General features: G+C 38.9%; 26 protein-coding genes and 1 pseudogene. 12 read left to right on the top strand and 15 right to left on the bottom strand.

The window, feature by feature from the left end:
• The first annotated feature begins 9 nt into the window (after positions 1-9).
• The 10 genes and pseudogenes from DXA07_RS06835 to DXA07_RS06885 all read left to right on the top strand — a co-directional run bounded on the left by DXA07_RS06835 (position 10) and on the right by DXA07_RS06885 (position 7,746).
• Complete coding sequence (locus DXA07_RS06835) at positions 10-405, top strand: methylglyoxal synthase (RefSeq protein WP_021943866.1); 396 nt, start codon at positions 10-12, stop codon at positions 403-405.
• Between the two features lie 17 nt (positions 406-422).
• Positions 423-1,394, top strand: coding sequence for a serine hydrolase (locus tag DXA07_RS06840; RefSeq protein ID WP_117784847.1), 972 nt, complete (start codon positions 423-425; stop codon positions 1,392-1,394).
• Positions 1,395-1,448: 54 nt separating this feature from the next.
• Positions 1,449-1,868 carry a twitching motility protein PilT gene (locus tag DXA07_RS06845; RefSeq protein WP_117807557.1) on the top strand — a complete coding sequence of 140 codons (420 nt, stop codon included), beginning with the start codon at positions 1,449-1,451 and terminating at the stop codon, positions 1,866-1,868.
• A gap of 54 nt (positions 1,869-1,922) precedes the next feature.
• The gene (locus DXA07_RS13045; RefSeq protein ID WP_173783615.1) at positions 1,923-3,314 is read left to right on the top strand and encodes an HlyD family efflux transporter periplasmic adaptor subunit; all 1,392 of its coding nucleotides are present in this window, start codon (positions 1,923-1,925) and stop codon (positions 3,312-3,314) included.
• Positions 3,315-3,326: 12 nt separating this feature from the next.
• Positions 3,327-4,022: a YggS family pyridoxal phosphate-dependent enzyme gene (locus DXA07_RS06860; RefSeq protein ID WP_117784845.1), complete on the top strand. Its 696-nt coding sequence runs from the start codon at positions 3,327-3,329 to the stop codon at positions 4,020-4,022.
• A 12-nt stretch (positions 4,023-4,034) separates the two neighbouring features.
• Positions 4,035-4,628, top strand: a complete 594-nt coding sequence (locus tag DXA07_RS06865) for a cell division protein SepF (protein ID WP_021943871.1) — start codon at positions 4,035-4,037, stop codon at positions 4,626-4,628.
• 60 nt (positions 4,629-4,688) lie between these two features.
• Complete coding sequence (locus tag DXA07_RS06870; protein WP_117822630.1) at positions 4,689-5,435, top strand: DivIVA domain-containing protein; 747 nt, start codon at positions 4,689-4,691, stop codon at positions 5,433-5,435.
• An 89-nt stretch (positions 5,436-5,524) separates the two neighbouring features.
• Positions 5,525-6,040: a signal peptidase II gene (lspA, locus tag DXA07_RS06875; RefSeq protein WP_118483992.1), complete on the top strand. Its 516-nt coding sequence runs from the start codon at positions 5,525-5,527 to the stop codon at positions 6,038-6,040.
• 3 nt (positions 6,041-6,043) lie between these two features.
• Positions 6,044-6,959, top strand: a pseudogene (locus tag DXA07_RS06880) (RluA family pseudouridine synthase).
• A 172-nt stretch (positions 6,960-7,131) separates the two neighbouring features.
• Complete coding sequence (locus DXA07_RS06885) at positions 7,132-7,746, top strand: cytidylate kinase-like family protein (protein WP_021943875.1); 615 nt, start codon at positions 7,132-7,134, stop codon at positions 7,744-7,746.
• Positions 7,747-7,873: 127 nt separating this feature from the next.
• Here DXA07_RS06885 and DXA07_RS06890 read toward each other — a convergent pair whose 3' ends face one another.
• Positions 7,874-8,929, bottom strand: coding sequence for a tyrosine-type recombinase/integrase (locus DXA07_RS06890; RefSeq protein ID WP_021943876.1), 1,056 nt, complete (start codon positions 8,927-8,929; stop codon positions 7,874-7,876).
• A gap of 278 nt (positions 8,930-9,207) precedes the next feature.
• Here DXA07_RS06890 and DXA07_RS06895 point away from each other — a divergent pair, with 278 nt between their 5' ends.
• Positions 9,208-9,963, top strand: coding sequence for an ATP-binding protein (locus DXA07_RS06895; RefSeq protein WP_118483994.1), 756 nt, complete (start codon positions 9,208-9,210; stop codon positions 9,961-9,963).
• A 163-nt stretch (positions 9,964-10,126) separates the two neighbouring features.
• Here the strand turns inward: DXA07_RS06895 and DXA07_RS06900 are convergent, their stop codons facing one another.
• On the bottom strand, positions 10,127-10,453 hold the full coding sequence (locus DXA07_RS06900; protein WP_117822627.1) for a LysM peptidoglycan-binding domain-containing protein: 327 nt from the start codon (positions 10,451-10,453) through the stop codon (positions 10,127-10,129).
• A 281-nt stretch (positions 10,454-10,734) separates the two neighbouring features.
• Between DXA07_RS06900 and lexA the strand changes: the two genes are divergently transcribed.
• Positions 10,735-11,358 carry a transcriptional repressor LexA gene (lexA, locus tag DXA07_RS06905; protein WP_008400862.1) on the top strand — a complete coding sequence of 208 codons (624 nt, stop codon included), beginning with the start codon at positions 10,735-10,737 and terminating at the stop codon, positions 11,356-11,358.
• A 145-nt stretch (positions 11,359-11,503) separates the two neighbouring features.
• Here the strand turns inward: lexA and DXA07_RS06910 are convergent, their stop codons facing one another.
• The 13 genes from DXA07_RS06910 to DXA07_RS06965 form a co-directional block, all read right to left on the bottom strand.
• A complete protein-coding gene (locus tag DXA07_RS06910; RefSeq protein WP_243013797.1) occupies positions 11,504-12,568 on the bottom strand; it encodes an HD-GYP domain-containing protein in 1,065 nt (354 codons plus the stop codon).
• Positions 12,569-12,710: 142 nt separating this feature from the next.
• Positions 12,711-12,998: a ribosome silencing factor gene (gene rsfS, locus DXA07_RS06915; protein WP_348980791.1), complete on the bottom strand. Its 288-nt coding sequence runs from the start codon at positions 12,996-12,998 to the stop codon at positions 12,711-12,713.
• 136 nt (positions 12,999-13,134) lie between these two features.
• Complete coding sequence (gene yqeK, locus DXA07_RS06920; RefSeq protein WP_021943890.1) at positions 13,135-13,734, bottom strand: bis(5'-nucleosyl)-tetraphosphatase (symmetrical) YqeK; 600 nt, start codon at positions 13,732-13,734, stop codon at positions 13,135-13,137.
• Positions 13,735-13,796: 62 nt separating this feature from the next.
• The gene (gene nadD, locus DXA07_RS06925; RefSeq protein WP_182427477.1) at positions 13,797-14,444 is read right to left on the bottom strand and encodes a nicotinate-nucleotide adenylyltransferase; all 648 of its coding nucleotides are present in this window, start codon (positions 14,442-14,444) and stop codon (positions 13,797-13,799) included.
• A gap of 16 nt (positions 14,445-14,460) precedes the next feature.
• Positions 14,461-14,751, bottom strand: coding sequence for a ribosome assembly RNA-binding protein YhbY (yhbY, locus tag DXA07_RS06930; protein WP_008400872.1), 291 nt, complete (start codon positions 14,749-14,751; stop codon positions 14,461-14,463).
• Positions 14,752-14,817: 66 nt separating this feature from the next.
• Positions 14,818-16,107, bottom strand: coding sequence for a GTPase ObgE (obgE, locus tag DXA07_RS06935; RefSeq protein WP_117784837.1), 1,290 nt, complete (start codon positions 16,105-16,107; stop codon positions 14,818-14,820).
• A gap of 94 nt (positions 16,108-16,201) precedes the next feature.
• Positions 16,202-16,489, bottom strand: coding sequence for a 50S ribosomal protein L27 (gene rpmA, locus DXA07_RS06940; protein WP_004850948.1), 288 nt, complete (start codon positions 16,487-16,489; stop codon positions 16,202-16,204).
• A gap of 5 nt (positions 16,490-16,494) precedes the next feature.
• On the bottom strand, positions 16,495-16,821 hold the full coding sequence (locus tag DXA07_RS06945; protein WP_117807548.1) for a ribosomal-processing cysteine protease Prp: 327 nt from the start codon (positions 16,819-16,821) through the stop codon (positions 16,495-16,497).
• A gap of 6 nt (positions 16,822-16,827) precedes the next feature.
• A complete protein-coding gene (gene rplU, locus DXA07_RS06950; RefSeq protein WP_008400876.1) occupies positions 16,828-17,136 on the bottom strand; it encodes a 50S ribosomal protein L21 in 309 nt (102 codons plus the stop codon).
• 104 nt (positions 17,137-17,240) lie between these two features.
• Positions 17,241-17,876 (bottom strand): ribonuclease E/G, encoded by a 636-nt coding sequence (locus DXA07_RS13435; protein ID WP_348980792.1) that lies wholly within the window; start codon positions 17,874-17,876, stop codon positions 17,241-17,243.
• A complete protein-coding gene (locus tag DXA07_RS13440) occupies positions 17,786-18,406 on the bottom strand; it encodes a ribonuclease E/G (protein WP_243013799.1) in 621 nt (206 codons plus the stop codon). The genes DXA07_RS13435 and DXA07_RS13440 overlap by 91 nt, the downstream gene beginning before the upstream one ends.
• A complete protein-coding gene (locus DXA07_RS06960) occupies positions 18,406-19,104 on the bottom strand; it encodes a TIGR03936 family radical SAM-associated protein (protein WP_118484000.1) in 699 nt (232 codons plus the stop codon). The genes DXA07_RS13440 and DXA07_RS06960 overlap by 1 nt, the downstream gene beginning before the upstream one ends.
• Entirely contained in the window at positions 19,079-20,947 is a 1,869-nt protein-coding gene (locus DXA07_RS06965; protein WP_118484002.1) for a TIGR03960 family B12-binding radical SAM protein, read from the bottom strand. The genes DXA07_RS06960 and DXA07_RS06965 overlap by 26 nt, the downstream gene beginning before the upstream one ends.
• Positions 20,948-20,959 lie beyond the last annotated feature (12 nt).

A 20,959-nucleotide genomic window follows, 5' to 3' on the forward strand; every position in this document is an offset into this window, starting at 1 on the left:
AGGAGAGCTATGAATATAGGGTTAATAGCACATGACGCAAAGAAAAAACTGATGCAGAATTTTTGCATTGCATACAGAGGAATCTTAAGCAAAAATGAATTATATGCAACAGGAACGACAGGACGTTTGATCGAAGAGGTCACAAACCTTAATGTTCATAAATATATCGCTGGACATCTCGGAGGGGAACAGCAGTTAGGTTCCCAGATTGAAAATAATGATATTGATATGGTTATTTTTCTGAGAGATCCATTACATCCAAAGGCTCATGAGCCGGATATCAATAATATATTTTTACTTTGTGATATGCACAATATTCCATTAGCAACCAATCTTGCGACTGCAGAGCTTCTGATCAAGGCGCTTGATCGGGGCGATTTGGACTGGAGAGAATTTTACAAATAAACAATGGAGAGTTTGATATGAAATATCAGATAAAACTGCTGATTTCCATCCTGACAATCGGCATCCTGTTTACCGGATGTGCCAGACGAAGCTATGATACCAGTGATCAGCTTGTGCTTGGAATATCAGAAAATCTGCCGCTGTACAGTACAGACAGTTTCGGAGAAAAACATACGGTCATTCCGGATGGTGAAAGCCTGGCGGATGATAATTATAAAGATACAAAAGCTGCGGTACTGTTGAACGATACAACACAGGAAGCGTTGGTCGTCCATAATGCACATGATAAAATATATCCTGCCAGTATGACAAAATTAATGACAGGACTTCTTGTGATTGAAGCGATTGAAGATGGTTCCTTATCGCTTGATGAAACCATTACTTTAAGTCATACCGTTACCTTTCAGGAAAATAACGTCGGAGCTAGTGACCTGACAAAAGGATGTAAAGTTACAGTTAAGAACCTGTTATACGGATTGCTGATCCGTTCCTATAATGATTGTGGTGTTCTTCTGGCAGAACGGATTGCCGGCAGCGAAGATGCATTTGTTGAAAAAATGAATGAACGGGCATATGAGCTTGGAGCTACGAATACGCATTTTGTGAACTGCCACGGCCTGCATTCGGATGACCATTATACAACTGCATATGATCTTTATCTGATCTTTTCAGAATTTATCAAACATGATCTGGCATATCTGATTGATTCCCTGACATCTTATGATTTTACATATACAGATGCAAATGGTGAAACAAGAAGCGTTACATTAGAAGCGACGAATGGATATATTTCAGGTGAATTTCAGTTCCCGGAAGGATATTCTTTGGGATCCTGGAAATCGGGAACGACGACGGCTGCGGGTAATTGTCTGATCCTTGAATTTGTAAAGGATGATACCGGCGACAAATATATCGCTGTTATCGCAGGTGCAGAAGACCGTAGTACGTTATATAATGATATGACAATGTTGATCAATACTGCAAAATAAACAGTTAATCAAATAACTGTTTTAATATATTTTAAATCATTCAGGAGGTTTATTATGATTCAGATTATTACAGGTGATAAAGGAAAAGGAAAAACAAAGGTTTTAATTGACAAGGTCAATAATGAAGTAAAGGTTGTAGCAGGTTCTGTTGTATTTATCGACAATAATAACAAGCACTTATATGAGCTGAGTAATCGTGTCCGTATGATCAACTGCACTAATTATGAAGTTAATAATCTGGAGATGTTTGCAGGGTTTGTTCTCGGAATAATTTCCCAGACAAAAGATATAGAGAAGATTTACATTGATAATTTTACATCTGTTGCTTATGTCAATAAAGAGCAGGTAAAAGTAGCACTGGATATCATTAATAATATCAGTGAGAAATTTAATATCAGTATTATAATATGTTTTGCAACGGACAGTTCCGATGTTCCGGACGAATATAAAGATAATATCATTGCTGCTTTATAGTTCCATATCAACTGTCTTATACGCACATATTATATGGAGTAAAAGGAGATATATATGGCTTCCATAAGAAGAAAGAAGAGAAAATGGCAGCCGGTGAAGATCAGTTTTGGATTTATCATATTTGCAATTATGTTTGTATACATGTTGATTCGTATCATTATGTCGCTTGGTGACCATGATCTGAGTGTATTTCAGGTGGAAGAGAGCAATTATGATACGAATTTTACTGCCACCGGACTTGCTGTGAGAAAAGAAACTTTGAATTACAGCTCTACCTCCGGATATGTCTGCTATTATATCCGGGATGGCGAAAAAGTTGCAAAGGGTGCCAGTGTATATTCTGTTGATGAAACCGGTTCCATGCAGGATGCATTGTTTGATGTTCAAAATAGCGGAAGCAGTGTGTTATCCGATAATGATTATAAAGATCTAAGCAAACAGATTCAGATTTTTAAAGCAGGATTTTCACCGTCAGATTTTTCAGAAGTATATGAATTTAAAAATTCCATGGACAATAAGGTTCTGGAAATGTATGAAGATATGGCGCTTGAGCAGTTATCTTCAAACCAGTCATTTGATTCAACTTTTTCAGCTTCGAAATCAAATGTCAGCGGTATTGTAACCTATTACATGGATGGCTTTGAAGGTTATGATATCAACAATCTTTCAGCAGATGATTTTGATAAAACAAAATATACCAAAGAAATGCTGAAAAAAAGCGATGTGGTTGAGTCCGGGAAACCTATATATAAGATCATAGATGATGAAAACTGGAAGATTGCAGTCATGCTTACGAAAGAAGAATATGAAAAAATCAAAAAGAACGAAACAATCCGGTTTACAATCAATGATTCATCCAGACGGTTATCTGCAAAGTATGAAACAGTTGAACAGGATGGAAATTATTTCATTATTATAAATATGCACCGTTATCTGGCAGAATATGTCGCTGATCGTTATTTGAATATCACATTTGTATTCTCAGAAACAAAAGGACTAAAGATTCCGAATTCAGCGATTACCGAAAAGGATGTTCTGATGATCCCAGTCAGCTATCTGACTGGAGGAAGCGGAACAACCGAGAAAAAATATTTTAATAAGATCGTATTAACAGCGGATGGAACAACTTCGGTTGAACAGATATCCCCTACTATATATTTTACAGATGATCATTTCTGTTATGTGGACCCGGCAGATATAGATGATAATACCGTTCTTGCAGCAAACGAATCAGATATTACATTTAACACATCTACCGCCGGCACATACAAATTAAAAGGTGTTTTCTGCGTTACACAAGGTACTGCAGTATTTAAGCAGATTGATGTTATTGTAGATGGTGATGATTATTCGATCATTGATCCAAATACCGCATATGGTATCTCTGCTTACGACAGGATCGCATTGGATGCCACCTCCGTAAAGGAAAACCAGATCATATATTAGGAGTGATGAATGATGTTACAGGAAAATTACGAAAGCATAGATAAAAAGATCACAGAAGCATGCAAACGGGCTGGTCGGAACAGGGATGCGGTTACTCTGATCGCTGTCAGCAAGACCAAACCGTTAAGTGATATTGAAGAATTATTACAGAATACAGATGCTGAAAATTTTGGAGAGAACAAGGTTCAGGAACTGGTCGATAAATATGAACATATATCCAGACCGGTCAAATGGCATATGATCGGGCATCTGCAGACGAACAAAGTCAAATATATCGTTGATAAGGTCTGCCTGATACATTCTGTTGATTCCGTGAATCTTGCAAAAACGATTGAAAAAGAAGCAGCAAAGCATAATGTTGTTGTTCCTGTTTTAATAGAAGTAAATGTTGCAGGGGAAGAAAGCAAGTTTGGTGTATCCGTTGAGGAAACGGAAGACCTGATCCGGCAGATCAAAGACTTTCCTCATATACATATTGATGGACTGATGACGATTGCACCATTTGTAGCCAATCCGGAAGAGAATCGCGTGCACTTCCGTCGCCTTAAGGAATTATTACTTGACATCAATTCTAAAAACATTGATAATGTTCATATGAATGTCTTATCAATGGGTATGACAAATGACTATGAAGTAGCTGTCGAGGAGGGTGCTACCATGGTCCGAGTTGGAACCGGTATCTTCGGTGAAAGAAATTATAATATTTAAAGGAGAACCATTATGGCAAAGAATGGAAAAAAAAGCTTTCTGGATTTTTTCAAAGTAGATGAGTCCAGTGATGAATATGAAGATGATTTATTTGAAGATGATGAATATGATGACGATGACGAAGAGGATTTCGAAGAGGATTATGTTCCAAAGACCAAAGCTGTAAACGGACGTGCATCTTCCTTTACCGCTGCATCACAGACAGCAGCCCAGCCTGCAAAAAAGCAGAAATTTACAAAAGCTGCCAGAACATCAGCTCCAGCATCATCAGGCAATTCAAAACTTGTATCTTTTAACAACAGAAGCCAGGGAGGTTCCCAGCAGGTATTTGTTATTAAACCAGATGAATTTGATGATGCCCAGATGATCATTGACCATTTAAAGGGTGGTCAGGCGATTGTGATCAATATGGAAGGTATGGAGTTATCAACAGCCCAGCGTATCATTGATTTCATTGCCGGCGCATGTTATTCCTTAGATGGTTCATTACAGGCGATATCCGGTAATATATTTATTGCAGCACCTGCTGACATCTATGTATCAGGCGATCTCAGAGAAGAGTTATTAAATGATGCTTTTCTTTCTCCTGAATTAGGAAAATATTAAGTCAATTTTGATATCAGTCTGTATCAACATATTCTGAAGGTATGATAGGGAGGATTACAAATGCTTACACCTGTTGATTTACAACAAAAGAAATTTCAGCATGGCATGGGGTATACAAAAAAAGATGTTGACTCATTTTTTGACATTGTTGTCATGAGTTATACGGAATTATATAAGTCTAATGCTGAATTAACAAATCAGGTAAAAACACTTACCGATAGTCTGGTTCATTACAGAACAACAGAATCGAAGCTTCAGAAATCACTTATGCTTGCAGAGAAGAATGCAGAAGAAGCTACGAAGAATGCAAATGACAAGGCTAAGATCATTGAAAATGATGCCAAAATCAAGGCAAATAACATAGTTCATCAGGCACGGGAAGAGCTGGATCGGATTGAAGACAGCATTGAAGGAATCAAACAGCAGTATCGTGATTATACAATGGCATTTAAAAATCTGATGGATTCTCATCTTCAGTTTCTTGCTACCAATCCAATTAATGAAGAATTGGGAGTAGACTTTGATGAGATCATGAAGGATGCCAAGTATTTCAACGGAAATGCTGCCGTCTATACACCAGGTTCATCTGGCAGTGAAAACGCCGGATCAGGTTCCTTTGCATCCTTTGGAGGAGATCCTCAGGGCAGAGAAGAATCTACACTCGGCGGTGGCGGAGGCTCAGGAATGGGCGATTCCACACTTGGTGGAAGTGCAGACAGCAGCAATGTTGCCAGTGATTCTTCTGTTTACACAAAAAATTTAGGTGGTGGATCATTTGTTGATCCATTCAAATTCAGAAACGAATAATATAATAGAATTTTTCTTTAATTCCCTGTCTGAATGAATGTCGGACAGGGAATTGCTAATAAAAGATATACTCCAGAAAGGTAACGATAATGAAAAAAAACAGTATTCTTGCATGTATAAGTATACTTCTTTTGATCGGACTGGATCAGATTGTGAAATTTCTGATCACAAGTCATATGGCTTTATATGACACAATACCTGTTATCAAACAGGTTTTTCATATTACATATATTCAAAATAAAGGAGCTGCATGGGGCAGCTTGCAGGGAAAGCGTTATTTTCTACTGGCAATAACCATTCTTGTTCTGGCATTTCTTGTATATTTTTATGTTCGGATGTTAAAGATGAATAGGTACAAAGATCTTCGGATTTTATTTATTTTTGTTTTTTCCGGAGCTGTCGGAAATATGATCGATCGTATCCGTCTTGGTTATGTAATAGATATGTTTGATTTCCGTCTGATCAATTTTCCGGTCTTTAATGTTGCAGATATCTATGTAACCTGTAGTATGATCATCCTGTTGGTTTTTATCCTGTTCAAATACAAGGATAATGAACTGGACGATCTATTTGGAAAGTCAAAGAAAGATTCAGAGCAGGAATAATATATGGAAACTTATAATATTGAAGCAGATGAAAACTGGAAAGGCAAACGGTTGATAAAAGTTTAGCCGATTACTTTGACGATTATTCGCGCTCATTTCTGAAAAAACTGTTAGATGATGGAAATGTACTGGTAAATGATAAAAAGGCAAAACCAAGCTTGAAAATCGCGTCTGGTGACAAAATAGATATTACGATCCCGGATATTTTACCTGTAGAAATTGAACCGGAAGATATTCCGCTTGATATCGTATATGAAGATGATGATATCATCATTGTAAACAAACCAAAGGGCATGGTCGTTCACCCGGCTCCCGGACATTATTCCGGAACACTGGTAAATGGTCTGATGTATCATTTCAAGGATTCTTTATCTGGCATTAACGGAGAACTTCGTCCCGGTATCGTGCATCGGATTGATATGGACACAACCGGGCTTCTTGTTGTCTGCAAAAATGATGCTGCACATAATTTTCTGTCGGAGCAGCTTGCCGTTCATTCGATTACAAGAAAATACTATGCGATCTGCTATAATTATTTTACAGAAGATGAAGGTATGGTAGATCTTCCGATTGGAAGACATCCAACCGACCGTAAAAAAATGGCGGTTAATTATAAGAATGGCAGACATGCAGTCACCCATTATAAAGTTCTGAAAAAACTGAAAAACAATTTCTGTCTGATCGAATGTCAGTTGGAAACCGGACGGACACATCAGATCCGTGTCCATATGGCACATATCAAGCATCCGCTTTTAGGAGATGCCGTATATGGACCTAAAATCAGCCATATCACCTGCAGGGGCAGACACTTCATGCCGGTGTACTTGGTTTTATTCATCCGTCTACAAAAGAATATGTGGAATTTTCAAGTGAACTCCCTGAGTATTTCCAGAAACTGTTAAAACAACTGGAGCTTTAAAATTCGTTTTATATTAAAATTAATATAAAACGAATTTTTTGATTTACATTTTTTTGTGGAAATGTTATAATTTTTACTATAAAAAGTAAACAAATTTATAGTTTTTATACAGAAAACAGTTGTTTATTCTTTATAGCAAATTAAAATCATACTTGCAAAGGGGGCTTTTATTATGGCTTGCAACAAAATCATTACAATAGGACGACAGTTCGGAAGTGGCGGAAGAGAAGTCGGACAGAAACTTGCTGAAAAGCTTGGTATTCCATTTTATGATAAGGAACTTTTAAAGATCGCGGCAAGAGATAGTGGCATCTGCGAAGAATTATTTGAGAATTTTGACGAGAAACCAACAAACAGTTTTCTCTATACATTGGTAATGGATCCGTATTCATTGGGATTCGGAACATCCGGCGAGCTACCACTGAATCATAAGGTATTCCTGGCTGCATTTGACACGATCAAATCTATTGCGGAAAAAGATGGTTCCTGCGTATTTGTAGGTCGTTGTGCCGATTATGCTTTAAGAGATTATTCCAATATTGTAAATGCATTTATATATGCAGATATCGATGATCGTATAAAACGTATTGCGCAGAAATATGAACTGACTGATGCGAAAGCTAAGGATCTGATCCGTAAAGAAGATAAGTCGCGTGCATCTTACTACAACTATTACACATCCAAGCGTTGGGGCGAGATGAAAGGCTACGATATCTGCCTGAATTCCAGCCAGTTTGGAATTGATAATTGTGTAGATATGTTATACGATGCCGTTACCAAATATTAATGCAATATATAATACATATAATTAATAACCATTCATACAGGTATTCTTGATAATACTTTATGACTCGGATAAATGACAAATGATTTTACATAATGAAAAATGTGCTGAGAAAAACTCAGCGCATTTTTTAATTGTCGCGTTTTTCCCGCAACTGAACACGATTTCTTGCACTTCGTCGTCTGTCCTCATCCATATCTGCATAATGTTTTCTTGTCGTATTTACATCACTGTGTCCAAGGACATCAGCAACCAGATAGATATCACCGGTTTCCCTGTATAATTCTGTACCATAGGTACTTCTTAATTTATGTGGAGTGATATGCTTCATAGGGATAACACCTTCAGAATATTTCTTCACCAACATTTCAACAGAACGAACAGACATTCGTTTTCTCTGACTGGATAAGAATAGAGCATTTTCATGTCCGGATACAGGCTCTATATGTTTGCGTTCCTCAAAATAATCCGTTAAAGCATCTGTAACTTCATCACCGAAATAGACATAAGATTCATAACCGCCTTTTCTGGTTACCTTCACTCGACCATTATTAAAATCCACATCATTCAGATCGATGCCGACGCATTCCGATACCCTTATGCCGGTTCCCAGCATAAGGGTTAGAATTGCAAGATCACGAACCTTTGTTTTTGCATGATATGCCTGTTGGTGCTCGGTTAAATGATCACCATATTCAACAGCATCTAAAAAATCCGCAATCTCATTTATGTCTAATCTGGTTATTGTTTTTCCATGAATCTTTGGCATATCTACTTTTTCAGCCGGATTTGAACTTATACGGTTATTTTTATAGAGATATGCATAGAATACACGTAAAGCCGATAATTTACGTTTAATTGCCTGTTCACCGTTCGTATAGATCTTTCCGTTTTTTTCATAATATTTCAAATATTCCAGATATTCCTCGATGTCTTCAGCCTCAAGCCTTGAAATATCATCCAAGGTGATATCGATCGGCTTACGTCCACGAAACTGTGGACATTCGCTGCATAAAAAGTTATAAAATGTCTTTATGTCGATGGCATAACCAAGTCGCGTTCTGGATGAAGCCTTATTTTCAATTCCTCGAAAGACAACCTTGACATATGAAGGAAGCTCTGCAAGAATATCTCTTAGTGAAATTGTATTTTTTATATTGATGTCATTTGTATATTCATTTGCCATAATAGATTTACCTTCCTATTATTCCGACACAACTTTTCGTAAAACCTGAGTTTAGCGAATAGTTATGCCTGTTAAATTAGTTATATCACACTCTGACTCCAAATGCAATTCTTTATTTCATGTCAAACAAAAATCCGTTTTATTCTTGTAGAATTTCCTTCATATGTTGTTAAGATTGTCTTTCGAAGAATTGTATAGATATCTCCTTGAAACAAATTTCATTTATAAGTATAATATACACGGTTATGAAACAAATCTTATCATTTTGAGGTAATTATATGAATTTACAAAAGTTATTAAGTTATACTAGACGTGCCATCGATTCATATGAAATGATCGATAATGGTGATAAAATTGCAGTTGGAATTTCTGGTGGTAAGGACAGCCTGACTTTACTCTATGCTCTGGCTGAATTACGACGATTCTATCCAAAAAAATTTGATCTGATCGCTATTACAGTTAATCTCGGTTTTGATAATTTTGATACTACAAAGATCGAACAATTATGCAAAGAACTTTATGTTCCTTATTATATTGTAGATACAGAAATATATGATATAGTATTTAATATCCGTAAAGAGAAAAATCCATGTTCTCTATGCGCGAAAATGCGAAAAGGTGCATTAAATCAGAAACTAAATGATCTCAGATGTAATAAGATCGCTTATGCGCATCATAAGGATGATTTTATTGAAACCTTTTTAATGTCCTTATTATTCGAAGGCAGAATCCATACTTTCTCACCAAAAACATATCTGGATAAAAGCAAATTGATGGTTATTCGCCCTCTTATGTATATAAACGAAGGTGAAATTATCTCTTTTAAAAATGATATGCAGCTTCCTGTGATTAAAAGTCCATGTCCTGCCGATGGATATACGAAACGTGAATATGCAAAACAGGCACTGGCGGAGCTGGAAAAGGAAACTCCCGGTTGCAAACAACGGATTTTTTCCGCTATTGAACGAGGAACTCTGGATGGCTGGCCTGTAAAGATTGACAATCCAAGACTTTACAATAAAGATGCCAGATAATCGGATTTAAGTATAGAATTTATTCTGTATTCTATACTTGTTTTATGATTATATATATACTCCTGTTTTTAAAAATAAAAAGTATCTGTTTTTATGTTATATGGTAAATCTTAATTCAAACAGACAGTCAATATAACATTGCATAACAGATACTTTTTATTATTTATTCGTAATCATTTACTTTATAATATGGAATCAGTAAATTAGTTCCATCTACGATGACATCTGTATTCAGATTATTCATCGCAAGCACTTCATCGATATAATCCTGTGTGGAAGCATACTCTTCCGTCTTGTATTCATTTGCGATGTCCCAAAGGGTATCTCCTTCTTCTATGGTGATACATTTATAATATTTCTTACTTGCGTTCGATGCGCTGGTTGCCGGTGAATCCTTATGTGATATAAGGATATACAATACTGTAACCAGAATAATACCTGCTATAATGAAAATCTTCTTTGTACTGATAAATCTTACTACGTTCTTCATGTTCTTTTCCTCCTTAAAACTCAATTCTATATATAATATAATCTTCTGAACAAATGTTTGAATAAATTATATCGAACAGTTGTTCATTTGTCAATATATTTTCGAACATTTGTATGGATTACTCGAAAATACATTCGTCATATCCCGATCACTCCTTTATAATACCAATATGGATGGGGAAAAAAACACACACAAGAAAAAGAACATTTGTTTGCAAAACAAACAATTGTGTGCTACTATTATTTATATAAGTTTTTAAATACATTTAGGAGGATTTACATATGGGTAAAGAAAAGCTCACGGATAAGCAAACGCAGATCCTTGAATATATACGTCATGAGATTCTTGCAAAGGGGTATCCGCCATCAATCAGAGAAATCTGTCAGGCTGTTGATCTGAAGTCTACTTCTTCTGTACATGCTCAGTTATCATCATTAGAGGCAAAGGGCTATATCAGAAGGGATCTGACAAAGTCCCGCTCAATTGAGATCATAGACGATGATTTTTCACTTACCAAACGGGAACTGGTAAACATCCCTATCGTTGGAACGGTTTCTTGTGGTCAGCCTATCCTTGCTGAACAGAACATCGAAGACTATTTCCCTGTTCCACCGGAATATATTCATAATACGAATAACCAGACCTTTATGCTTCGTGTAAAGGGTGACAGTATGATCAATGTAGGTATTTATGAAAAGGATCTTGTAATTGTTGAGCAGTGCTCTTCTGCCAGAAATGGCGAAATCGTCGTTGCATTGATCGAGGATTCTGCAACAGTTAAGACATTTTATAAAGAAAATGGTTATATCCGGTTACAGCCGGAAAATGATTATATGGATCCGATCCTTGTCGAACATTGCGAGATCCTAGGCCGTGTGATAGGTCTGTTCCGCAATTTTATCTAATCATACTTAATTTGTTCAAATTTTTTATAAAAATGCACCTCAAACGATATCAGGCATAACAAATACCTGACAAACTGATATTCCACCTGTCTACTCGACAAGAGGAATATCAATTAAGAGGTGCATTTTATTATATCATCTTTAATTAATATACCTGTTTATCCGGCTGTCTCTCTGCGATCTCCTTGAATGCGTCAAAGTTCTGCTTGAACAGCTCTACAACCTGTGGATCAAAATGCTTTCCGGACAGGCTTACGATCTCATTATACGTCTCTTCTACGGACCATCCGCGCTTGTAGTACCGTTCAGAGGTAAGTGCATCGAAAACGTCACATACCGCCATTAAACGGCTGATATAGGCAATCTCCTCACCCTTCATACCTAGATATCCTGTTCCGTCCCAGCGTTCATGATGCTCCTTTGCAATCGTTCTTGCAATCTGCATGATCTCACCCGGACAATGCTCCAGAAGTGCATCACCATAGAGAACATGACTTTTCATGATCGCAAATTCTTCATCTGTCAGTTTACCGGGCTTATCCAGGATCTCCTCACTGATCATAAGCTTTCCGATGTCATGCATCATGGCAGCCGTTGACAGCTTATCAACGTAATCATCATCAAAACCGGATGCCTTTCCGAGCACCCGCATGTAATCTGCTACACGTTTGATGTGTTCTCCTGTATATTTGGATTTACTCTCGGATAATTCAGCAAATGCAAATATCAGCTCTTTCTGATTGCTCTTTACTTCTTCTGCGTTATCAATTACGGAATTCAGCATCGTAGAGTTCCTGGATACAATGAAATATGCAACGAGTGACAGGATCAGAATCGTGATCACACATGGAAATACCGATAAGACCATGCTGTCTGTATAGTCCAGATAAATCGGCGCAACCATGAAATCACAGTATGTAAGATTGATAAAATCTGCAAGGATAACACCGACAGTAGACATCAGCGCAGTAAATACGACCAGCGTCTTATTATAATATAACGATGTCAGCAGGATCGGGAAGATCCAGACAACCAGTGCCATATGGGAAAATACAGAGCTCAATATCATACAGTTAAAAACTGCGATACATATGACTACATATTTGATTGCCTCATTCCTGTCATGCTTGAAAAAGTCAATAACAAGTGTTGGAATAAGCGAAAAAATACAGCAGAGAACCATACATATCGTAACCACTACAAGGTACATTCTCTGCTGAAAAATGCAAATGCCCATAACGCAACTATCAGTGCAACAAAAAAAACGCATACACTTCGCTGCTATATGATTGATCTTTATATAATTGTCTTTTAATAATCTGTTATCGTTCATACCTACCCCAAAAACATATCTATGAAAGTAAATCCTTTGTTACATCGGCTGCATCATTCCAGATGCGTTCGATATCATAGAATCTGCGTGCCTCATCCGAAAAGATATGAACAATTATATCATAATAATCTAACAAAATCCATCCTCCCTGTGAATATCCTTCCACACTTTTTAAAGAATATCCGGCTTTGTGCATTTCTTCTTCCACACTGTCGCACATCGCCTGTACCTGATTCTTGTTTGTTCCGTCTGCAATAACAAAATAATCAGCTACAGCAGAGATCTTTTTAATATCAAGTATCTTAATATCAAAGGCTTTTTTATCATCCAGGCTTTATAAACAATTGCTGCCATTTCCTGTGCTGTATTCATATATGACGCTCCTCCTGCTCTGTATATTGATTTTAATATTGTACCCCATCCGTTTATTTATTGTTGCCTGTTTAAATATCGTCTTCTTTCAGCTTATCCGCTACCGATTGATGAGCAACATAATAATTATAAGTATCGATTGACATCGGATCAGTATCATCCGTTGTGGTCTCAAGATACGATAAAGTATTTTTCAGTATATGAACGATGCATTTGTCAATATCGGTAAATGCTTCCTTCCGGATCTCCTCGATCTCCTTTAATGGTTTCCGGTTCGGCTCGATATAGTCTGCAACAAACAGGATCTTCTCAAGCATATTCATTGCCGGTTTTCCGGTGGTATGACATGCGATTGCAGACAGGATATCCGGATCCTTTACATCGTACTTTTCTCTTGCGTAGAATGCCCCAAGCTTGGCATGTAAGAGTTCCGGATTATTATATTCACATTCGCTGATCGGAAGATTATTCTTCGTACAACGCTCGATCTTTTCTTCCGGTGAAAGGCACTTTGCACAATCATGTAATAGTCCTGCAGTCAGTGCTTTTTCTACATTTACACCATGTACCATAGCCAGACAGCCTGATACATATTCTACCCCTAACGAATGCTCAAATCTTCGATCTGTCAGTTTCTTCTGAAGTTTCTCTCTCATTTCCTGTCTGTTCATTGTTCTGCCCCTTCTCCTGTAAATTGTTTCTGAGCTATATTATACTGTTTTACCAATCTGCGTCAATTATTTGTCTGTTGATCAAGGTTTTGATCAAGGTTTTCATCCGTCTGATATAGCCCATATTCCTTAATATAGCGGTATACTGCCATTGGTACGGCTCCTGATATATCCTGTCCGTTTTTAATGGCTTCCCGGATGCCGGACGATGACACATCAACCGGATGGATCTGCATCTGTCTGATATCCGCATCTGCATATAGTTTCTTTAAATGCCGGATCTTAGCCTCGATATCTTCCGCCTGGATCTGATCTCTCGTTGTAACGATCAATTTAGAGAGAGAAAGAATCCTGTCCGGTTCTCTCCAGCTGTCAAATGCAAGGATCGAATCCCCACCCATGATGAAATACCATTCCGTATCCGGATACTGTTCATGTAGCTGTGCCAGTGTATCAACGGTATAGGTAACTCCGCCACGCTGTAATTCCAGATCCGAACAACGAAGTCTGTCATGATCCTTTACTGCAAGCTCTACCATATGGAGTCTGTCTTCATTTGTAACCGATCTGTCCCACTTCTTGTATGCCGGGATATGATTCGGCATCAGCCAGATCTGATCCAGTGCAAACTGCGCCAGAGCCTGTTTTGCAAGCTCCAGATGGCCGTTATGAACCGGATTAAAGCTGCCGCCTAAAATACCAATCTTCATGTTCTGATCTTTCATATTATTTTGGAAGCTCGATTTTCTTATGCTCTTTGGATGGACGATAGAATACGATCTTACGGCCGATGACCTGAACGACTTCTGATTTGGTACGTTCTGCGATCATGGCAGCCATTTCTCTCGGATCATCCAGACAATTCTTTAATACTGAGATCTTAACCAGCTCTCTGGCCTCTAACGCTTCATTTACAGACTGTGTAAATTCCGGTGTCAGGGAACTCTTGCCGATGTTTAAGATCGGATCGATATTCATTGCCAGTCCTTTTAAATATGCTCTCTGCTTACTTGTCATAGTATACTCCTAACTTATATCCTGTAACCGGCAGAATCACCTGCCGGTTTGTTATCACATTTATCTTTATTTATAATAATCAAATTCCAGTCCATACATACGAACGGTATCGCCTTCGCCGATTCCAAGCGCTTCCAGCTGGTCTAAGATACCGTTTGTCTTTAAGAATTTCTGGAAGAACTCAAATCCTTTTTCTGATTCCAGATTCGTATATCCAAGCATACGTTCAATACGAGGTCCCTCGATCACATATACGTCATCTTCTTCATTGTAGCTGACCTCAAAAGGAAGATCCGGATTATCATGGAAATCGAGATCAACCTCCGGTTCGAATTCGACTACATCATCCGGTGCATTCTTTACAAGGTCGTTGACATACCATAAAAGCTCGGAAATACCCTTACCGGATACTGCTGAGATTGGGAATATCTTCACACCGTCTTTTTCGAATTCTTCCTTTAACATCTCGATCACAGTCTCGTAACCGATCTCATCTAAGGCATCGATCTTATTTGCCGCTATAACCGTTGGACGGCTTTCGATATCCTTGTTGTATTTTTTCAATTCTTCATTAATGATCTTTACATCATTGACCGGATCTCTGCCATCGATCGAAGCTGCGTCAACAATGTGGATGATCACCTTTGTACGTTCGATATGACGCAGGAATTCCAGACCAAGTCCGACACCCTCTGCTGCGCCTTCGATGATTCCCGGAATATCCGCGATAACAAATCCATTATGCTCTCCGAGATCTACAACACCAAGATTTGGTGTCAGTGTCGTAAAATGATATTCTGCAATCTTTGGTCTTGCATTTGTAACTCTTGCAAGGAAGGTTGATTTACCTACGCTTGGGAAACCAACAAGACCGACATCTGCGATACACTTAAGTTCCAGATCGACGATCAATTCTTTTGCCGGCTGTCCCGGCTGTGCGTACTTTGGAGCCTGCATGGTTGACGTAACATAATTACGGTTACCTCGTCCACCTCGTCCACCCTTTAACAGTACGACCGGTTCTTTCTTATCTGCCATATCAAGGATCACTTTTCCTGTCTCAGAATCCTTAATGACAGTTCCTGGCGGAACTTTTAATACAACATCTGCACCATTTGCGCCATGACAGTTTCTCTTACCGCCCGGTTCGCCATCCTGTGCTCTGTACTTTGTTATATGTCTGAAATCAGTCAGGGTGTTCAAACCTTCATCTACTACAAAGATCACGTCTCCACCTTTGCCGCCATCTCCGCCATCCGGACCTCCGTCCGGCACGTATTTCTCACGACGGAAGGATACATGTCCGTCTCCGCCTTTTCCTGCTCTGATAAATATTCTGGCTCTGTCTGCAAACATTGCTTTCCTCCTTTATACATACATCCGTATGTAAAGAAAAAGCCGGAATAAACTATATTTACTCCGGCTAATAACATGCATAAACTAAGTAATATTACTCATTTACTACAGGGTAAATAGAAACCTGCTTCTTATCTCTACCCTTTCTCTCAAATCTAACGATACCATCAGCAGTAGCGAATAATGTATCATCTCCGCCGATACCAACGTTAAGACCTGGATGAATCTTTGTTCCACGCTGTCTGTAAAGGATGTTTCCAGCCTTAACGAACTGACCGTCAGCGCGCTTAGCTCCTAATCTCTTAGACTCGGAATCTCTGCCGTTCTTAGTAGAACCCACACCTTTTTTATGAGCAAAAAACTGAAGTTCCATCTTCATCATTTCAATTACACCTCCTTAAAGGTTATACAAACAAAATCACTATAGGATTCACTGATATCCGTAATACCTGTCTCAAACACTCCCATGATCAGTAAGGCATCATGTCCCGGCTGTTCATCAAACAGAAACTTCATATCTCCGTTTTTCTGATCGCTGTCTACATGAAATGCTTCCTCACAAAAGCGTTCAACAGAATTCACAACCGTGATCGCAAGTGCCGATACAGCACTGCATACGATATCAGATCCTGAATCTGCATATCCTGCATGACCGGATACATAAAATCCCATTGTGTCTGAATTAGCGTTTTTATAAATGGTTACCTTTATCATAACAGATTATGCGTTGATTGACTTGATCTCAACCTGTGTATAAGCCTGTCTGTGACCATTCTTCTTATGATAGCCAGTCTTTCTCTTGTACTTGTAAACAACTACCTTCTTAGCCTTGCCATCACCAATTACAGATGCTGTAACGGTTGCGTTTGCAACTGCATCACCACATTTAACGTCTGAATCAGTACTTACTAAAATAACGTCGTCAAATGTTACTTCGCTGCCAGCTTCTGCTCCAAGCTTCTCAACTCTGATTACGTCTCCTTCAGCTACCTTGTACTGCTTACCGCCTGTTGCTATAATTGCGTACATAGGGTTTACCTCCTTAATCAAACTCGCCAGTTGTGGTGTCGCATAAAAATATGCGAACTTATACCTCACTGTGCGGCACACTAGTACACTCTACCATTTTGGTTTTATTTTGTCAACTGTTCTTTCAACGATTTGCGAATTTTTTTTCGGGTCAATTCTACCAGAGAAAGCTTAGTAACATCCACAAATGCTGCCGGAACAGAATCCTTTGCCAGCTCCTGTTCAAGGATATCTTTTATAATATCCATTGAGCCCGATTGCTTCATATTTATAAAATCAACTACGATGATCCCCGACAGATTCCGCAGTCTTAACTGTCTGCATACCTCGACTGCCGCTTCAGAATTGATACGGAGCAGATGTTCCTCAAAAGAATGTTTATCGACCGATTTACCGGTATTTACATCGATCACGACCATCGCTTCTGTCTGTTCAATCACCAGATATGCGCCCGACTTCATCCAGACCCGTTCCTTTTTCAGATTTTCCAGATCTCTTGGCAGATTATATAAAGTCAGCAGATTACAGTTCTTATCATTATACATGGTAAGCTTCACATCCGTAATCTGTTTCTCTGACAGATAGGTCTCGAATTCATCAAATACCGCCTTCTGATCCGTTACGATCTCTTGAAGCCCTGCATTATGCTTTAATATAAAATAATCGAGATATTCCGCATCATTCTTATACAGACAGGATAACAGGTTCTGGTCTTTGCTGTCTGTATGATCTGTTCTAATTTTTCAGATAGTTCGTTTAAATTCGACAATATAACTTTATCCGGCAGCTCCTGACAGACAGTTCGTAAGATACAGCCAAATCCATCCGGCAATACTCTCTTCGCCAGTTGGTGCAGATGATCTCTTGTCTCTTTCTTTCGGATCTTCCCGGATATACCAATCCTGCCTGATGTATTCACAAGAAGATTTTCTGTCTTCAATTCAATTTCCGACGTAGCGACCGGATTCTTTGTCTTGATTGCATCCTTGCTTACCTGTATGAGAATCTCGTCTCCGGCTTTTAACACAGAATCTTTTTTTGCATTTAAAAATATATGTTTATTATCAGTGATACTATAATAGCACGGAAGCCCTGTACCGATATCGACAAAGGCTGCGTCTATATTGGACACGATATTTTCCACCTTGCCGACATAGATATTCGATAAGATGGATTGTCGATCAAATAACATCAGATCTGACAGCTTTCCATCCGAATAAAGAGCTTCCAGTATATGATCTTCATAATTTGTTATTACAAGCTTATTCATCAGAATTCTTCACCTGCCATATAAAGCGGCTGTAACGAGCCGTCTTTGTCATAATACGTTTCCAGTCGGTGAATATAGATCCGGAAGAAATCATAGGTCTCACCGCAAAGGTCATATAATGCCTTTACCACTAATTCCGGTTTCAGATTATAGACACTTCCGGTCTGTAACAGCATGTAGATACTGTCACCTCTCCGTTCCAGCTTTAAAATACCCGGACGGATATTTTCTTCTTTTTCACTCTTTTTTGTTTTCTTTAATACAATGATCTCGTCCTGTTTATTCAACTCTTCAACGGAAGCAAGCAGTTTTTCACTGAGATCATTCTGCTCCCGGAATGTGATCTCATAATCCGATGCAGCAACGATCGACATAGCATTCTTTGCATTCTCCGGGATCTGCACACATTTCGTAACATGTATCTCATCAACGGATACCGCATTTAAAGCTTCGATCATCTCAGCCGAAGTTGTCACAGAATTAAATTCTGCATCAAAATATTCACCATCCGATGTAATCCCAAGTGCAAGCGGTGCTGCAAATGAAATGATCTGGTGTGGAGAATAACCTTTGGAATAACTGATATCCAGCTTTGCCCGGCGGATCTCCTTCTGGAAATAACGCATGACATCCAGATGACCGATAAATTTCAGATTTCCAAGTTTGGAGTATTTAATTCTTATTTTCAAAACAAACACCTCCTCCAAACTTCGCTGCGCCGCAGCCGGAACACTTCATCCGGCAGTTTGGTGTAACGACCTCTGCCTGTGCGCGCTCCCATTCCTTTTCCATAAACTTTCTTGTCACTCCGATATCTATGAAATCCCACGGGAGGATCTCATCTACACATCTGTCACGATAGGTATAGAAGCCGATATCAATATGATTCTTTTCAAGCGCATTGTCCCAGTTTGATTTATCAAAATATTCCGTCCACGCATCAAAAATCTGTCCGGACTGATAGACATCATAGATTACCTGACAGAGCTTACGGTCACCTCTGGCAAGCAAACCTTCTAAGATGGTGATATCCGCTTCATGGTATGCGAATTTCAGACTCTTGTGGTTCTTTGCTTCACGGAATTTATCTTTAACAAAATACGCACGCTTCTGGAATTCCTCCGGTGTTATCATCGGCGCCCACTGGAATGGTGTAAATGGCTTTGGTACGAAATAAGATGCGGAAGCCGATACCATGACACGACCATCCCGTTTCTCTTTTGGTATATTTGCAAAATACAGTTCACTGATCTCCTCTGAGAGGTCTGCAATACCTGTAATATCATCATAAGTCTCTGTCGGAAGTCCCATCATAAAGTACAGCTTGACCTTATTCCAGCCGCCAAGGAACGCCTGTAACGAACCGTTTAATATATTCTCTTTTGTCAGACCTTTATTTATAACATTTCTTAATCGCTGTGTTCCGGCTTCCGGTGCAAATGTCAGGGAATTCTTCTTGATATCTTGAATCTTCTGCATAACATCAAGGGAAAATGCATCGATTCTGAGGGATGGAAGGGAGATATTGACATGATTGTTGTCCATCTTCTCGATCAAGCAGTCCGTAAGCTCAGGAAGTGACTGATAATCACTGGAACTAAGCGAACTGAAGGTAATCTCCTCCTGACCGGTATTGTCTAACATAGCCTCCGCATAATGCTTCAGTACGTTTACATCCTTCGGTCTGGTCGGACGATAGATCATACCCGCCTGACAGAATCGGCATCCACGGATACAGCCACGCATGATCTCCAATACAACACGGTCCTGTGTAACCTTCATATAAGAGACAACCGGCTTCTCCGGATAGACAGCGGATGACATATCCGTAACCACCTGTTTCAGAATCGTCTTTGGAACACCTTCATATTTCGGTCCAAAGGATGCGATCGTTCCATCCTCATGATAAGTGACATCATAAAGAGCCGGCACATAAAGCCCCGGAATCTGTGACACCTTGATCAGGAATTCTTCTCTTGTCATATCGGAATGTTTATAGATCTTATATAATTCGATCAGATCACCATACACTGTTTCGCCCTCTCCGATATAGAAAATATCAAAGAAATCAGCGATCGGTTCCGGATTGTAAGAACAGGGACCACCTGCGATCACAATCGGATCCCCTTTTTTCCGGTCTTTCGACCAGATCGGAATCTCAGCCAGATCAAGCACCTGCAAGATATTCGTATAACACATTTCGTACTGAAGAGTGATGCCAAGAAAATCAAACTCTTTTAAAGGATCTTGAGACTCTAGGGCAAATAACGGAATGTGCTGTTCTTTCATAACCTTATGCAGATCCGGCCACGGAGAATAAACACGTTCACACCAGGTATCTTCTCTCCGGTTGAACATGTCATATAAAATCTGGATGCCGAGATGGGACATTCCGATCTCATACACATCCGGGAAACACATGCAAAATCTGACATCGACCTGTTCCTTGTCCTTCATGACACTGTTATATTCCCCTCCGATATATCTGGCAGGTTTTTCGATACTCATTAAAATCTCATCTGATAATGCAAGCTTTCTCATTTTATTCTCCGT

This window comes from Clostridium sp. AM54-37XD, assembly GCF_003478225.1.
In the GTDB taxonomy this organism is placed as follows: Bacteria; Bacillota; Clostridia; order Lachnospirales; family Lachnospiraceae; genus Coprococcus; species Coprococcus ammoniilyticus.